The 16,031-nt window shown below is 61.8% G+C and carries 11 protein-coding genes and 2 pseudogenes; all 13 read left to right on the top strand.

The genetic code is table 11. The features are described from left to right. Positions 1-18: 18 nt before the first annotated feature. Positions 19-984, top strand: a complete 966-nt coding sequence (locus DK871_RS04900) for an ABC transporter substrate-binding protein (RefSeq protein ID WP_161904189.1) — start codon at positions 19-21, stop codon at positions 982-984. Between the two features lie 71 nt (positions 985-1,055). Then, positions 1,056-1,907 (top strand): proline/glycine betaine ABC transporter permease, encoded by an 852-nt coding sequence (locus DK871_RS04895; protein WP_003187838.1) that lies wholly within the window; start codon positions 1,056-1,058, stop codon positions 1,905-1,907. Beyond that, entirely contained in the window at positions 1,904-2,728 is an 825-nt protein-coding gene (locus DK871_RS04890) for a glycine betaine/L-proline ABC transporter ATP-binding protein (protein WP_161904188.1), read from the top strand. The genes DK871_RS04895 and DK871_RS04890 overlap by 4 nt, the downstream gene beginning before the upstream one ends. A 143-nt stretch (positions 2,729-2,871) precedes the next feature. Further along, a complete protein-coding gene (hutH, locus tag DK871_RS04885) occupies positions 2,872-4,380 on the top strand; it encodes a histidine ammonia-lyase (RefSeq protein ID WP_161904187.1) in 1,509 nt (502 codons plus the stop codon). Positions 4,381-4,406: 26 nt separating this feature from the next. Beyond that, a complete protein-coding gene (gene hutH, locus DK871_RS04880; RefSeq protein WP_161904186.1) occupies positions 4,407-5,945 on the top strand; it encodes a histidine ammonia-lyase in 1,539 nt (512 codons plus the stop codon). A gap of 162 nt (positions 5,946-6,107) precedes the next feature. Next, positions 6,108-7,517, top strand: coding sequence for an amino acid permease (locus DK871_RS04875; protein WP_014716540.1), 1,410 nt, complete (start codon positions 6,108-6,110; stop codon positions 7,515-7,517). 15 nt (positions 7,518-7,532) lie between these two features. Next, the gene (hutI, locus tag DK871_RS04870) at positions 7,533-8,738 is read left to right on the top strand and encodes an imidazolonepropionase (RefSeq protein WP_161904185.1); all 1,206 of its coding nucleotides are present in this window, start codon (positions 7,533-7,535) and stop codon (positions 8,736-8,738) included. Between the two features lie 12 nt (positions 8,739-8,750). Further along, positions 8,751-9,551 (top strand): N-formylglutamate deformylase, encoded by an 801-nt coding sequence (gene hutG / locus DK871_RS04865; protein WP_161904184.1) that lies wholly within the window; start codon positions 8,751-8,753, stop codon positions 9,549-9,551. Between the two features lie 279 nt (positions 9,552-9,830). Further along, positions 9,831-9,935: pseudogene (locus DK871_RS28955) on the top strand (alpha/beta hydrolase); the annotation flags it as partial. Between the two features lie 103 nt (positions 9,936-10,038). Next, positions 10,039-11,010: a prolyl aminopeptidase gene (gene pip, locus DK871_RS04860; RefSeq protein WP_014716544.1), complete on the top strand. Its 972-nt coding sequence runs from the start codon at positions 10,039-10,041 to the stop codon at positions 11,008-11,010. Further along, positions 11,007-11,444 (top strand): D-aminoacyl-tRNA deacylase, encoded by a 438-nt coding sequence (gene dtd / locus DK871_RS04855; protein ID WP_003187854.1) that lies wholly within the window; start codon positions 11,007-11,009, stop codon positions 11,442-11,444. The genes pip and dtd overlap by 4 nt, the downstream gene beginning before the upstream one ends. A 267-nt stretch (positions 11,445-11,711) precedes the next feature. Further along, positions 11,712-13,448, top strand: coding sequence for a glucan biosynthesis protein G (locus tag DK871_RS04850; RefSeq protein WP_161904183.1), 1,737 nt, complete (start codon positions 11,712-11,714; stop codon positions 13,446-13,448). After that, positions 13,441-16,019 (top strand): annotated as a pseudogene (gene mdoH, locus DK871_RS04845) (glucans biosynthesis glucosyltransferase MdoH); the annotation flags it as partial. The gene DK871_RS04850 and the pseudogene mdoH, both read left to right, overlap by 8 nt. Between the last annotated feature and the right edge of the window lie 12 nt (positions 16,020-16,031).

Below are 16,031 nucleotides of genomic sequence, written 5' to 3'. Positions count from 1 at the left end.
ATTGGGAGCGTCACAACAATGACTATGAATAAGACCTTGCTGGCTACTTTGTTCGCCGCTGGCGTGCTGGCAAGTGCCGGCGCCCAGGCGGCCGGCTGGTGTGAATCCGGCAAGCCGGTGAAATTCGCCGGCCTGAATTGGGAAAGCGGCATGTTGCTCACCGACATCCTGCAAACCGTGCTGGAAAAAGGCTACGACTGTAAAACCGACAGCCTGCCGGGCAACTCCATCACCATGGAAAACGCCCTGGGCAGTAACGACATCCAAGTGTTCGCCGAGGAGTGGGTAGGCCGCAGCGAAGTCTGGAACAAAGCCGAGAAGGCCGGCAAAGTCGTCGGCGTCGGGGCTCCGGTGGTCGGCGCGGTCGAAGGCTGGTACGTGCCGCGCTATGTGATCGAAGGCGACGCCAAGCGCAAGCTCGAACCCAAGGCGCCGGACCTGAAAAACATCGCCGACCTGGCCAAATACGCCTCGGTGTTCAAGGACCAGGAAGAGCCGTCCAAGGGCCGCTTCTACAACTGCCCGGCCGGCTGGACCTGCGAGCTGGACAACAGCGAAATGCTCAAGAGCTACGGCCTGGAAAGCACCTACACCAACTTCCGCCCGGGCACCGGCCCGGCGCTGGATGCGGCCGTGCTGTCGAGCTACAAGCGCGGCGAGCCGATCCTGTTCTACTACTGGTCACCGACGCCGCTGATGGGCCAGGTCGACTTGGTCAAGCTGGAAGAAAAGCCCGGCGTGGATAAAACCGTGAGCATCAAAGTCGGCCTGTCCAAGACTTTCCACGAGCAAGCCCCGGAACTGGTGGCCGTGCTGGAAAAGGTCAACCTGCCCATCGACCTGCTGAACCAGAACCTGGGCCGCATGGCCAAGGAGCGGATCGAGTCGCCGAAACTGGCGAAAATATTCCTCAAGGAACATCCTGAAGTCTGGCACGCCTGGGTGAGCGAAGACGCAGCCAAGAAAATCGACGCGGCCTTGTAGGTCAAGGGTGCACGGCTACCCTCAAGGGTGGCCGGGCGGCTGGCCACAACCCACTGGATCGAGAGCACGATATGTTTCCTGAGAGTTTTACCTTTTCCATCGCCGACTGGGTCAACGGTTGGGTGGACGCACTGGTCACCAACTACGGCGATGTGTTCCGGCACATCTCCGATACGCTGCTGTGGGCCATCGTCAACCTGGAAGGCCTGCTGCGCGCAGCGCCCTGGTGGCTGATGCTCGCCATCGTCGGCGGTATTGCCTGGCACGCCACCCGCAAGGTGGTGACCACGGCGGTGATTGTCGGCTTGCTGTTCCTGGTGGGCGCGGTTGGCCTGTGGGACAAGCTGATGCAGACCCTGGCGTTGATGATGGTGGCCACGGTGATCTCGGTGTTGATCGGCATCCCCCTGGGTATCCTGTCGGCGCGCAGTAATCGCCTGCGTTCGGTGCTGATGCCGCTGCTGGACATCATGCAAACCATGCCCAGCTTCGTGTACCTGATCCCGGTGCTGATGCTGTTCGGCCTGGGCAAAGTCCCGGCGATTTTCGCCACGGTGATCTACGCCGCGCCGCCGCTGATTCGCCTGACAGACCTGGGTATTCGCCAGGTCGATGGCGAAGTCATGGAAGCCATCAACGCCTTCGGCGCCAACCGCTGGCAGCAACTGTTCGGCGTGCAATTGCCGCTGGCGCTGCCAAGCATCATGGCCGGGATCAACCAGACCACCATGATGGCGCTGTCGATGGTGGTGATCGCCTCGATGATCGGTGCCCGTGGCTTGGGTGAAGACGTGCTCGTCGGCATCCAGACCCTCAACGTCGGCCGTGGCCTTGAAGCCGGGCTGGCGATCGTGATTCTCGCAGTGGTCATCGACCGCATTACCCAGGCTTATGGCCGTCCACGGCATGAGGCGAGCAAATGACGACTGTCAGCAAAATCGAAGTCAAAAACGTCTTCAAGATTTTCGGCGCGCGCGCCCAGGATGCGCTGGCCATGGTCGGCCAGGGCAAGACCAAAGACCAGGTACTGGCCGAGACCGGTTGCGTGGTCGGTGTGAATGACCTGTCCCTGAGCATCGGCACCGGTGAGATCTTTGTGATCATGGGCTTGTCGGGTTCGGGCAAATCCACTCTGGTGCGCCACTTCAACCGCCTGATCGACCCCACCAGCGGCGCGATCCTGGTGGACGGCGAAGACATCCTGCAACTGGACATGGACGCCCTGCGCCAATTCCGTCGGCACAAGATCAGCATGGTGTTCCAGAGCTTCGGCCTGCTGCCCCACAAGAGCGTGCTCGACAACGTTGCCTACGGCCTTAAAGTGCGTGGCGAAACCAAGCAGGTCTGCGCCGACCGTGCGTTGCACTGGATCGAAACCGTGGGCCTCAAGGGCTACGAAAACAAATACCCGCACCAGCTGTCCGGCGGCATGCGCCAGCGCGTGGGCCTGGCTCGCGCCTTGGCGGCCGACACCGACATCATCCTGATGGACGAAGCCTTCAGCGCTCTCGACCCGTTGATACGTGCCGAGATGCAAGACCAGTTGCTGGAGCTGCAAAAGACCCTGCACAAGACCATCGTGTTCATCACCCACGACCTCGACGAGGCCGTGCGCATCGGCAACCGCATTGCGATCCTCAAGGACGGCAAGCTGATCCAGGTCGGCACCCCGCGAGAGATTCTGCACTCGCCGGCGGATGAGTATGTGGACCGCTTTGTTCAGCGGCGGGCGGCGGTGGTCTGATCCGGGCTGTGTGGTGAATCGGTTGGCGCCATCGCAGGCAAGCCAGCTCCCACACTTGATTGGGTTCACATAGGTCAAATGTGGGAGCCGGGCTTGCCCGCGATGAGGCCGGCAATGCTGTAGAGATTATGAAGAGGTCAACGATGTCCCAGGCAACAACAATCATTATCGCCGACACCCCAATGCGCTGGCAGGACGTCACCGCCGTTGCCCGTCACGGCGCCATGCTCGAACTCTCCGGCCACGCCTGGGCGCGCATCGACAATGCCCAAGCCATCGTGCAACGCATCGTCACCAGCGGCGAGCGCGCCTATGGCGTGAACACCGGCCTGGGCGCGCTGTGCAACGTCTCGCTCAAGACCGAGCAACTGAGCCAACTGTCGCGCAACACGCTGCTGAGCCACGCCTGCGGTGTCGGCCCGGTGCTCAGCGATGAGCAGACCCGCGCGATCATCTGCGCGGCGATCATCAACTACAGCCATGGCAAATCCGGCCTGCATCCGCAGGTGGTGCACGCGCTGCTGGCGCTGCTCAACCATGGCATCACCCCGCAGGTGCCGTCCCAAGGCTCGGTGGGGTATCTGACCCACATGGCCCATATCGGCGTGGCCCTGCTGGGCGTCGGCAATGTGAGCTACCGCGGCCGCATCGTCCCGGCGCAACAAGCCCTCAGCGAAGAAGGTTTGCAGCCCGTGGTACTCGGCGCCAAGGACGGCCTGTGCCTGGTCAATGGCACGCCGTGCATGACCGGCCTGAGCTGCCTGGCCCTGGCCGATGCGCATCACTTGCTGCAATGGGCCGACGTGATCGGCGCCATGAGTTTCGAAGCCCAGCGCGGCCAGATCGACGCCTTCGACGAGGCCATCATTGCCCTCAAGCCGCACCCGGGCATGCAGCATGTAGGTATCAACCTGCGTGCCCTGCTCGACGGCAGTGAGGTGATTGCCAGCAGCAAAGGCATCCGCACTCAGGACGCCTTGAGCATTCGCTCGATCCCGCAGATTCACGGCGCGGCCCGCGACCAGGTGGAACACGCCACGCGCCAGATCGAGACCGAACTCAACAGCGCCACCGACAACCCGCTGGTGCTGGGCACGCCGGACAATTACCGCGTGGTGTCCCAGGCCAACCCCCACGGGCAGTCCGTCGCGATGGCGGCCGATATGCTCGCCATCGCCATGGCCGAGATCGGCTCGGTGGCCGAGCGCCGCCTGGACCGCCTGGTCAACCCGCATGTCAGCGGCCTGCCAGCCTTTCTGGTGAGCAACCCGGGCGTCAATTCCGGAATGATGATCGTGCAATACGTCGCCGCGTCCTTGTGCGGGCAAAACCGCCAGTTGGCGCAACCGGCGGTGCTGGACAATTTCGTCACCTCGGGCCTGCAGGAAGACCACTTGAGCATGGGCACCAACGCCGCGCTCAAGCTGCACCAGGTGCTGGCCAACGTCACCCAGATTCTTGCCATCGAGTACCTGCTGGCCGCCCAGGCTTTCGAGTTTCTCAAGGACCAGCGCTTCGGCGCCGGTACCGACCGCGCCTGGCGTCAGCTGCGCGAGGTGGTCCCCGCGTATGAACAGGACCGTTGGCTGGCGCCGGATATTGCCGCCGCTGCTCAATTGCTTAAAGACACTGCTTTACCGAATTTGCACTGAACACCTAAGAACAATTCACAAGGAGAATGAATGTGACTGCGCTAAACCTGATTCCAGGCCAACTGAGCCTCGCCCAACTGCGTGCCATCTACCAGCAGCCAGTAACCCTCAGCCTGGATGACAGCGCCTCGGCCCAGATCGAAGCCAGTGTTGCCTGCGTGGAGCAGATTCTCGCCGAGAACCGCACCGCCTATGGCATCAACACCGGTTTTGGCCTGTTGGCCTCGACCCGCATTGCCAGCGAAGACCTGGAAAACCTCCAGCGCTCTCTGGTGTTGTCCCACGCTGCTGGCGTCGGTGAGCCGATCAGCGATGCGCTGGTGCGCCTGGTCATGGTGCTCAAGGTCAACAGCCTGAGCCGTGGCTTCTCCGGGATTCGTCGCCAGGTGATCGACGCGTTGATCGCGCTGATCAATGCCCAGGTGTACCCGCACATTCCGCTCAAGGGTTCGGTCGGCGCCTCCGGTGACCTGGCGCCCTTGGCGCATATGTCTCTGGTACTGCTTGGCGAAGGCAAGGCACGTCACAAGGGCGAATGGCTGGAAGCCACCGAAGCGTTGAAAATCGCCGGCCTCACGCCGCTGACCCTGGCCGCCAAAGAAGGCCTGGCCCTGCTCAACGGCACCCAGGTGTCCACGGCCTATGCCCTGCGTGGCCTGTTCGAAGGCGAAGACCTGTTCGCCGGCGCCCTCGCATGCGGCGGCCTCACGGTGGAAGCGGTACTGGGTTCGCGTTCGCCGTTCGATGCGCGTATTCATGCAGCGCGTGGCCAGCGTGGCCAGATCGACTCGGCAGCGGCCTATCGCGACCTGCTCGGTGAGAGCAGCCAGGTGTCCCAATCGCACCAGAACTGCGACAAGGTGCAAGACCCGTATTCCCTGCGTTGCCAGCCACAGGTCATGGGTGCGTGCCTGACCCAGTTGCGCCAGGCCGCCGAGGTGCTGGTGGTAGAAGCCAACGCAGTGTCGGATAACCCGCTGGTCTTTGCCGCCGAGGGTGACGTGATTTCCGGTGGCAACTTCCACGCCGAACCGGTGGCCATGGCGGCCGACAATATGGCGCTGGCCATTGCCGAAATCGGCTCCCTGAGCGAGCGCCGGATTTCGTTGATGATGGACAAGCACATGTCGCAACTGCCGCCGTTTCTGGTGGGCAATGGCGGGGTGAACTCGGGCTTCATGATCGCCCAGGTGACCGCTGCCGCGCTCGCCAGCGAGAACAAGGCGCTGGCCCATCCCCATAGCGTCGACAGCTTGCCGACCTCCGCCAACCAGGAAGACCACGTGTCCATGGCTCCGGCTGCGGGCAAGCGTTTGTGGGAAATGGCCGAGAACACCCGGGGCATCCTCGCGGTGGAATGGCTCGCGGCGTGCCAGGGCCTGGACCTGCGCGACGGCCTGAAGACCTCGCCCAAGCTGGAAAAAGCCCGTGGCATCCTGCGCGGCAAAGTAGCGTTCTATAACAAGGACCGTTTCTTCGCCCCGGACATCAACGCCGCCAGCGAACTGCTCGCCAGCCGCTGCCTGAACGAGCTGGTGCCGGCCAAGTTGCTGCCAAGCCTCTAACACGCCGCCGCCCCCACTGTAGGAGCGAGCTTGCTCGCGAAAATCGTTAACGATAACGCGACGAACCTGACACCCCTCTGCGCTCTCAGGTTTTTCGCGAGCAAGCTCGCTCCTACAGGTGAGGGCACGTTTTTCTCGGATAAGAATAATTAGGGAAGAGAAATGCACCAGCCAGAAAAAGGTTTGAAACGCGGGCTCAACGCCCGACATATTCGCTTCATGGCCCTGGGGTCCGCGATCGGCACCGGGCTGTTCTATGGCTCTGCCTCCGCCATCCAGATGGCCGGCCCGGCCGTGCTGCTGGCCTACCTGATCGGCGGCGCCGCCGTCTTTATGGTGATGCGCGCCCTCGGTGAGATGGCCGTACACAACCCGGTGTCCGGCTCCTTCGGCCATTACGCCAGCACCTACCTGGGGCCCATGGCCGGGTTTATCCTCGGCTGGACCTACGCCTTTGAAATGATCATCGTCTGCCTCGCCGACGTCACCGCGTTCGGCATCTACATGGGCTTCTGGTTTCCCGAAGTGGCCCGTTGGGTCTGGGTGCTTGGCATCGTGTTTTTGATCGGCGGCCTGAACCTGTGCAACGTCAAAGTCTTTGGCGAGATGGAGTTCTGGCTGTCGCTGCTCAAGGTCGGCGCCATTGTGGCGATGATCCTCGGCGGTTTTGGCATCATGCTGTTTGGCATTCACTCGGCGGGCGAAACCCAGGCCAGTGGCCTGAGCAACCTGTGGGCCCACGGCGGCTTCATGCCCAACGGCATCGGCGGGTTGATTGCTTCGTTTGCGGTAGTGATGTTTGCCTTCGGCGGCATCGAGATCATCGGCATCACGGCCGGTGAAGCCAAGGACCCGCAGCGCGTGATCCCCAAGGCGATCAACGCGGTGCCGCTGCGTATATTGCTGTTCTACGTGCTGACCCTGTTCGTGTTGATGGCGATCTACCCGTGGCCGCAGATCGGCAGCCAGGGCAGCCCGTTCGTGCAGATCTTCAGCAACCTGGGGATTGGCTCGGCGGCGACTATCCTCAATATCGTGGTGATCTCGGCGGCAGTGTCGGCGATCAACAGCGACATCTTCGGCGCCGGCCGCATGATGTACGGCCTGGCTCAACAAGGGCAGGCGCCCAAGGGCTTCGCGCAATTGTCCAAACAAGGCGTGCCTTGGATGACCGTTGTAGTCATGGGCGCGGCCTTGCTCGGCGGCGTGGTGCTCAATTACCTGATCCCGGAAAACGTGTTCCTGCTGATCGCCTCGATTGCCACCTTCGCCACCGTGTGGGTCTGGCTGATGATCCTGTTTACCCAGGTCGCCATGCGCCGCTCAATGACCAAGGCGCAGGTCGCCGAACTCAAATTCCCGGTGCCGTTCTGGCCCTATGCGCCGGCAGCGGCCATTGTGTTCATGCTGTTTGTGTTTGGTGTACTCGGTTACTTCCCGGACACCCAGGCGGCGTTGATGGTGGGCGCCGTGTGGATCGTGCTGCTGATCATCGCCTACTGGCTGTGGGTCAAGCCTGCCGCCGGGCAAACGGCCAAGGTCGATTACGACCCGGTTTTGTCTCATCGATAACTTAGGGAGGCGTTGATGAAAACGCTTTGGCAACACTGCCACGTCGCAACCATGGCCAATGGCAAATACTCGATCATCGAGGATGCCGCCATGGTGACTGCCGGCTCGCTCATCGAGTGGGTCGGCCCCCGCAGCCAGGCGCCGACGGCGGATTACGCCCAGGTGCATGACCTGCAAGGCGCGTGGGTCACCCCCGGGCTGATCGACTGCCACACCCATACGGTGTTTGGTGGCAATCGCAGCGGCGAATTCGAGCAGCGCCTCGAAGGTGTCAGCTACGCCGAGATCGCTGCCAAAGGCGGCGGCATTGCCAGCACTGTGCGTGCAACCCGCGCCGCCACGGAAGATGAACTGTTTGCCAGTGCTGAAAAGCGCCTGCGCAGTTTGCTGCGTGACGGCGTGACCACCGTGGAGATCAAGTCCGGCTACGGCCTGGACTTGGCCAACGAACGCAAGATGCTGCGCGTGGCCCGGCGCCTGGGTGAAACGCTGCCGGTCAGCGTGCGCGCCACCTGCCTGGCCGCCCACGCGTTGCCGCCGGAGTACAAGGACCGCGCCGACGATTACATCGAGCACATCTGCAGCCAGATGCTGCCGGCCCTGGCCGCCGAGGGGTTGGTGGATGCGGTCGATGCCTTCTGTGAATACCTGGCGTTTTCCCCCGAGCAGGTTGAGCGCGTATTCAAGGTCGCCCAGCAACTTGGCCTGCCGGTGAAACTGCACGCCGAGCAACTCTCGTCGTTGCATGGGTCAAGCCTGGCGGCGCGCTACCATGCGCTGTCGGCCGATCACCTGGAATTCATGACCGAAGAAGACGCCATCGCCATGGCCGCTGCCGGCACCGTCGCCGTTTTGCTGCCGGGCGCTTTTTACTTCCTGCGTGAAACCCAATTGCCGCCCATGGACGCCCTGCGCAAACACGGCGTGAAGATCGCCATCGCCAGCGACCTCAACCCCGGCACTTCACCGGCGCTGTCGGTGCGGCTGATGCTGAACATGGCCTGCACCCTGTTCCGCATGACCCCGGAAGAAGCCCTGGCCGGCGCCACGCAACACGCGGCCACCGCGTTGGGCCTGGGCGATACCCATGGTTCCCTGGAAGTGGGCAAGGTCGCGGATTTTGTCGCCTGGCAGATCGATCGCCCCGCCGACCTGGCCTACTGGCTGGGTGGCGAACTGGATAAACGCGTCGTGCGCCACGGCGTCGACGTCACCGTTTGAGAGGATGCAGTTGTGGATAAGGTTCTGACGTTCAAACAAGGCCGCGTACCGCTGCTGATCAGCATGCCCCACGCCGGCCTGCGCCTCACCCCTGCGGTCGAGGCCGGGTTGATCCCCGAGGCGCAAAGCCTGCCGGATACCGACTGGCACATCCCCCTGTTGTATAACTTTGCCGAAGAACTGGGCGCCAGTACCCTGGCGGCGGAGTATTCGCGGTTTGTCATCGACCTCAACCGGCCTTCCGACAACACGCCGCTGTATGCTGGCGCTACTACCGGCCTGTACCCAGAGACGCTGTTCGACGGCGTGCCGTTGTTCCGTGAAGGGCAAACGCCCTCCGACGAAGAGCGGGCCAGCTACCTGCAAAGAATCTGGGGGCCGTACCATCGCCAACTGCAAGAAGAACTGGCGCGCCTCAAGGCCGAGTTCGGTTATGCGTTGCTGTTCGACGCGCACTCGATCCGTTCGGTGATCCCGCACCTGTTTGACGGCAAATTGCCGGACTTCAATTTGGGTACCTTCAACGGCGCTGCATGCGACCCGCAGCTGGCCAGCCAGCTGGAAGCCATCTGCGCCCAGCATCCGCAATACACCCATGTGCTGAATGGGCGCTTCAAGGGCGGCCATATCACCCGTCACTACGGCAACCCGGTGCAGGATATCCATGCGGTGCAGCTGGAGTTGTGCCAGAGCACCTATATGGAGGAGTTCGAGCCGTTCCGTTATCGCCCTGATCTGGCCGAGCCGACGCAGGTGGTGCTGAGGCAGTTGCTGGAAGGGGTGTTGGCTTGGGGGCAGAAGCACTACCGGTAATTGTTGGTGCTGCTGCAATAGCTTTCGCGAGCAAGCCCGCTCCCACACTTGACCGCGCTCCATCATGGAATGCGCTCCAAATGTGGGAGCTGGCTTGCCTGCGATAACGGTGGTTCAGCAACACTTTTATCGACTGACACACCGTCATCGCAGGCAAGCCAGCTCCCACACTGTCGCCAAGACCGAAGCTTCTACCCCCGATGACTCATCCCTGGCTGGCCTGCGCCAAACCTACAACCGCAGGTGCTATCGCCCCGAAGCGCCTGATCCAGCAGAAGGCTGGCCCACGGTTGTTTGCGGGCGCGCGGCCAGGTGCCGGAAGTGGATCGGCTGTATGACTATCTGCTCGGTTATCTGAGGCGCGAACTGCTGACACAGGTCTAAGTGCTCAAGGACATGCTCATTGCACAATTCGGGTTTATGATGCCAGACGGCAAAATAATAGACGTCCCCCCAGGGATGAACCCGACACCCTACGGAGCACGCAATGCAGACTTGGTACCCGCAGATCAAACCCTACGCCCGGCACGATCTGGCTGTCGATGACACCCACACCCTGTATGTCGATGAAAGTGGCTCCCCCGAAGGCTTGCCTGTCGTGTTCATCCATGGCGGCCCCGGTTCCGGTTGCGACGCCCAGAGCCGCTGCTATTTCGACCCGAACCTCTACCATATTGTCACCTTCGACCAGCGTGGCTGCGGCCGTTCCACCCCAAGGGCGAGCCTGGAGAACAACACCACCTGGGACCTGGTCGCCGACCTTGAACGCATTCGCGAGCACTTGGGCATCGACAAATGGGTGCTGTTCGGCGGCTCCTGGGGCTCGACCCTGGCCCTGGCCTACGCGCAAACCCATCCCGAGCGTGTGCTCGGCCTGATCGTGCGCGGCATCTTCCTCGCCCGGCCCCAGGATATTCGTTGGTTCTACCAGGAGGGCGCGAGCCGCCTGTTCCCGGATTACTGGCAGGACTACGTGGCCCCGATCCCGGTGGAGGAGCGCCACGACATGATCGCCGCTTATCACAAGCGCCTGACCGGCAATGACCAGATCGCCCAGATGCACGCGGCCAAAGCCTGGTCGGGCTGGGAAGGCCGCATGCTGGGCCTGTGCCCGAGCCCACAGCATGTGGAGCGGTTTTCCGAGCCGCAGCGCGCCTTGTCCATCGCACGTATCGAATGTCATTACTTCACCAACAACTCCTTCCTGGAACCCAACCAGCTGATTCGCGATATGCACAAGATCGCCCATCTGCCTGGCGTCATCATCCATGGCCGCTACGATATGATCTGCACGCTGGATAACGCCTGGGAGCTGCACCAAGCCTGGCCCAACAGTGAGTTGCAGGTGATCCGCGAGGCCGGGCATGCGGCATCCGAGCCGGGTATCACTGACGCGCTGGTACGCGCGACCGGCGAAATGGCCCGGCGCTTGCTCGACCTGCCGCCTGAAGAAGCATGAAGGGCCTGTTGCAGCGGGTGCGTGGCGCCCGGGTCGAGGTCGCGGGTGAGGTGGTAGGCTCAATCGACCAGGGTTTGCTGGTGCTGGTCGCCGTCGAGCCTTCAGATACGCCCGAAAGCGCCGACAAACTGCTGCACAAGCTGCTTAACTATCGGGTGTTCAGTGACGAGGAGGGCAAGATGAACCTGTCCCTCAAGGACATCGGCGGCGGTTTGCTGCTGGTGTCGCAGTTCACCTTGGCGGCGGATACCAAAAGCGGGCTGCGGCCCAGCTTCTCCACGGCGGCTCCACCGGCCCTGGGAGCGGCGCTTTTTGATCACTTGTTGTTACAAGCGCAACAATTGCATGGCAAGGTGGCGTCAGGGCGTTTTGGCGCGGATATGCAGGTGCACTTGGTCAATGATGGCCCTGTGACCTTCCTCTTACAGACATGAATGTATGAAAAACGACGTTAATGCCTAAAAACGCAGGGTTTCGCTACAAATACTTCGCTGCCCCTGATGCGTTGTCTCGCGGGCTACTAGATAATCGCGCGCTACGGGGATCAGCGTTGTTTGGTCCATTTTTGACTTAGGTAGAGCCTTGTCTGACAACCGCATGGGGAATCATTTTGCCCCAGAGGAGTCGGAACATTGCTCGCCAACCTGGCATATAGATAGCTGGCAGTTGGTTTTTTGATCTGTTTTCGGCGAGGGTTGCTCGTGATTGTTAGTCCCTGTAATGCACCAAAATTGTCTGCCAAACGGTTACGAAACGCACTGGTGACGGGCTCTGCCCTGTTTTGCCTGTTCGGCGCGGGTCAACTGTGGGCGTTCAGTCTGGATGATGTGTCGGCCAAGGCGAAAGAGCTGGCCGGGCAGAAATACGAAGCTCCGCGCAGCAATCTGCCGAACGAATTCCGCGAAATGAAATTCGCTGACTACCAGAAAATTCGTTTCCGCAACGAAAAAGCCGAGTGGGCCGATCAGAACACCCCGTTCAAGCTGTCCTTCTATCACCAGGGGATGCATTTCGACACCCCGGTGAAAATCAACGAAGTCACCGCCGACAGCGTGCATGAAATCAAGTACGACCCGACGCGTTTCGATTTCGGCGATGTGAAATTTGATCCTAAAGCCACCGAACAGCTGGGTTACGCCGGTTTTCGTGTGCTTTTCCCGATCAACAAGGCCGACAAGCAAGACGAAATCATGACCATGCTCGGCGCCAGCTATTTCCGCGTCGTGGGTAAAGACCAGGTCTATGGCCTGTCTGCCCGTGGCATGGCGATCGACACCGCATTGCCGTCTGGCGAAGAATTCCCGCGGTTCACCGAGTTCTGGATCGAGCGTCCAAAGCCGGGTGACAAGCACCTGGTGATCTTTGCGCTGCTGGATTCGCCACGCGCCACTGGCGCTTATCGTCTGATCCTGCGCCCTGGCACCGACACCGTGGTGGACGTCAAATCCCAGATGTTCCTGCGTGACAAGGTCAGCAAGCTGGGCGTTGCGCCGTTGACCTCGATGTTCCTGTTCGGCGCCAACCAGCCGTCCAAGGTCCTCAACTACCGTCGCGAGCTCCACGATTCCAGCGGCCTGTCGATCCACGCCGGCAATGGCGAGTGGATCTGGCGCCCGCTGAACAACCCTAAACACCTGTCGGTCAGCAACTTCAGCGTCGAGAACCCGCGTGGGTTCGGCCTGCTGCAGCGTGGTCGCAACTTCAGCCACTACGAAGACCTGGACGACAACTACGACAAGCGCCCAAGCGCCTGGATCGAACCTGAAGGCGATTGGGGCAAAGGCTCTGTCGACCTGGTCGAGATCCCGACCGCCGATGAGACCAACGACAACATCGTGGCCTTCTGGAGCCCGGCCGAACTGCCGGAAGTCGGCAAGCCGCTGGACGTGGCCTACCGCCTGCACTGGACATTGGACGACGCGGCCTTCCATTCGCCGGACAGTGCCTGGGTCAAGCAGACCCTGCGCTCCACCGGTGACGTGAAGCAATCCAACCTTATCCGTCAGCCCGATGGCAGCGTGGCCTACCTGGTGGACTTCGAGGGCCCGTCCCTGAAGAAACTGCTGCCGGACGCTCCGGTACGTAGCCAGGTGAGCGTGGGCGATAACGCCGAACTGGTTGAAAACAGCGTGCGTTACAACGAACACACCAAAGGCTGGCGCCTGACCCTGCGTATGAAGATCAAGGACGCGGGCAAACCGACCGAAATGCGTGCGGCGCTGGTGCAGGATATCGTGCAGCCTGAGCCTGAGTCGGTTTCCAACCATGTGCTCAAGGCCGACAAAGTCGTGGCCAAGCAGCATGAGAAACAGGCCAAGAAAGACGCCAAGGACAAGGAAGCCAAACAGCCTGAGGCTGCCCCAGCCACACCGGAGCCGATCAAGACCGAGCAAGTCCTGACCGAAACCTGGAGCTATCAGTTGCCTGCCGATGAGTAATTCTCAAGTCAAGCCAGAGACTCTGTCCGAGTACCTGGCGCATCTACCCATGACGGCTGAGCAGCGCGCCGAGCTGGCGGGCTGCACGTCCTTCAGCGAGTTGCACGAGCGCTTGTCGTCCAAGACCTTCGACGCACCGACCGACGCTGCCCAAGCGTCGGTTGGCCGCCGCTTGACCCTCAACAGTGCCGAAGAGCTGCAGGATGCAGAGATGCTGGCGCTGGATGCCAGTGGTCGTGTGTGCCTCAAGGCCACGCCGCCGATTCGTCGGACCAAAGTGGTGCCCGAGCCTTGGCGCACCAACATCCTGGTGCGCGGTTGGCGCCGGATGACCGGTCGCACCAACCCGCCCAAGCCACCCAAAGACGAGCGGGTACTGCCGGCTGCGCGCTGGCGTACCGTGGGCTCGATCCGTCGTTACATCCTGTTGGTGCTGATGCTGGGCCAGACCATCGTGGCCGGCTGGTACATGAAAGGCATCATGCCGTACCAGGGCTGGTCGCTGGTCGACTTCGACGAAATTCGCAACCAGACCCTGCTGCAAACCGCTACCCAGGTACTGCCTTACGCGCTGCAAACCAGCATCCTGATCATGTTCGGGATTCTGTTCTGCTGGGTGTCGGCCGGTTTCTGGACCGCGCTGATGGGCTTCCTGGAACTGCTGACTGGTCACGATAAATACCGCATCTCCGGTAAAAGTGCCGGTGACGAGCCGATTCCCAAGGATGCGCGCACCGCCCTGGTGATGCCGATCTGCAACGAAGACGTGCCGCGTGTATTCGCCGGTTTGCGTGCAACGTTCGAATCGGTAGCCGCCACCGGTGACCTGGATCGCTTCGATTTCTTCGTGCTCAGCGACAGTAACGACGCCGACATCTGCATCGCCGAACAGCAAGCCTGGCTCGACGTATGCCGCGAAGCCGGTGGTTTCGGCAAGATCTTCTATCGCCGTCGTCGCCGTCGCGTTAAGCGCAAGAGCGGCAACCTCGACGACTTCTGCCGTCGTTGGGGCGGTGACTACAAGTACATGGTCGTTCTCGACGCCGACAGCGTGATGAGCGGCGAGTGCCTCACCAGCCTGGTGCGCCTGATGGAAGCCACGCCGGATGCCGGGATTATCCAGACCGCGCCGCGTGCGTCGGGCATGGACACCCTGTATGCGCGCATGCAGCAGTTCGCCACCCGTGTGTATGGCCCGCTGTTTACTGCCGGCCTGCACTTCTGGCAGTTGGGTGAATCCCACTACTGGGGCCACAACGCCATTATCCGTATGAAGCCGTTTATCGAGCACTGCGCCCTGGCGCCGTTGCCAGGTAAAGGCGCGTTTGCCGGTGCGATTCTTTCCCACGACTTCGTTGAAGCCGCGCTGATGCGCCGTGCCGGCTGGGGCGTGTGGATTGCCTACGACCTGCCGGGCAGCTACGAAGAACTGCCGCCGAACCTGCTGGATGAACTCAAGCGTGACCGTCGCTGGTGCCACGGTAACCTGATGAACTTCCGCCTGTTCCTGGTTAAAGGCATGCACCCGGTGCACCGTGCGGTGTTCCTCACCGGCGTTATGTCTTACCTTTCGGCGCCGTTGTGGTTTTTCTTCCTGGTGCTGTCCACGGCCTTGCTGGCGGTGAACACGCTGATGGAACCGCAGTACTTCATGGCCCCGCGCCAGTTGTACCCGCTGTGGCCACAATGGCACCCGGACAAAGCGGTGGCGCTGTTCTCTACCACCATCGTGCTGTTGTTCCTGCCTAAACTGCTGAGCATCATCCTGATCTGGGCCAAGGGCGCCAAAGAGTTCGGTGGCAAGTTCAAGGTGACCCTGTCGATGCTGTTGGAGATGTTGTTCTCCATGCTGCTGGCGCCGGTGCGGATGATCTTCCACACCCGTTTCGTGCTCGCCGCGTTCCTCGGCTGGGCCGCTACCTGGAACTCGCCGCAACGTGATGACGACTCCACACCTTGGAGCGAGGCGGTCAAGCGCCACGGTCCGCAAACCGTGCTGGGCTTTTTGTGGGCGCTGCTGGTGGTGTGGCTGAACCCAAGCTTCCTGTGGTGGCTGGTGCCGATCGTCGGCTCGCTGATGCTGTCGATCCCGGTGTCGGTGATTTCCAGCAGGGTCAAGCTGGGCCTCAAGTCTCGCGACGAGAGCCTGTTCCTGATCCCTGAGGAATACAATCCGCCGCAAGCCCTGCTGTCGACCGAGAAGTACACCCACGAAAACCGTTGGCACGCCCTCAACGACGGCTTTGTGCGTTCGGTGGTCGACCCGCAGCAGAACGCCCTGGCCTGTGCTTTGGCGACCTCGCGGCACCGTGAGGCCGAGCCCATCGAGTACCTGCGCACGGAGCGTGTTCGCCACGCGTTGAAAGTCGGCCCGGCCGGCCTCAACAACAGCGAACGCCTGGCGCTGCTCAGCGACCCGGTGGCCCTGGCTCGCCTGCATGAGCAGGTGTGGAGCGAAGGCCATGCCGAGTGGCTCGGCGCTTGGCGTGCCTCGATCAAGGCTGATCCGCACGCGCCATTGCTGCCCCTGCAACCACAGTCGCCCCAGGCCCAACCGGCCTGATTCAGGCACCCCCGAAGGCT

It is taken from the genome of Pseudomonas sp. L13, from assembly GCF_009935965.1.
Taxonomy (GTDB): Bacteria; Pseudomonadota; Gammaproteobacteria; order Pseudomonadales; family Pseudomonadaceae; genus Aquipseudomonas; species Aquipseudomonas lactis.
This window is presented reverse-complemented; position numbering and strand designations above follow the sequence as displayed.

Bases quoted from the DNA above. Each gene is read 5' to 3' on its own strand.
- DK871_RS04890 (WP_161904188.1), top strand. From the start codon at position 1,904: ATGACGACTGTCAGCAAAATCGAAGTCAAAAACGTCTTCAAGATTTTC.
- dtd (WP_003187854.1), top strand. From the start codon at position 11,007: ATGAAGGGCCTGTTGCAGCGGGTGCGTGGCGCCCGGGTCGAGGTCGCG.
- DK871_RS04895 (WP_003187838.1), top strand. From the start codon at position 1,056: ATGTTTCCTGAGAGTTTTACCTTTTCCATCGCCGACTGGGTCAACGGT.
- hutH (WP_161904186.1), top strand. From the start codon at position 4,407: ATGAATGTGACTGCGCTAAACCTGATTCCAGGCCAACTGAGCCTCGCC.
- hutH (WP_161904187.1), top strand. From the start codon at position 2,872: ATGTCCCAGGCAACAACAATCATTATCGCCGACACCCCAATGCGCTGG.
- DK871_RS04875 (WP_014716540.1), top strand. From the start codon at position 6,108: ATGCACCAGCCAGAAAAAGGTTTGAAACGCGGGCTCAACGCCCGACAT.
- hutI (WP_161904185.1), top strand. From the start codon at position 7,533: ATGAAAACGCTTTGGCAACACTGCCACGTCGCAACCATGGCCAATGGC.
- pip (WP_014716544.1), top strand. From the start codon at position 10,039: ATGCAGACTTGGTACCCGCAGATCAAACCCTACGCCCGGCACGATCTG.
- DK871_RS04900 (WP_161904189.1), top strand. From the start codon at position 19: ATGACTATGAATAAGACCTTGCTGGCTACTTTGTTCGCCGCTGGCGTG.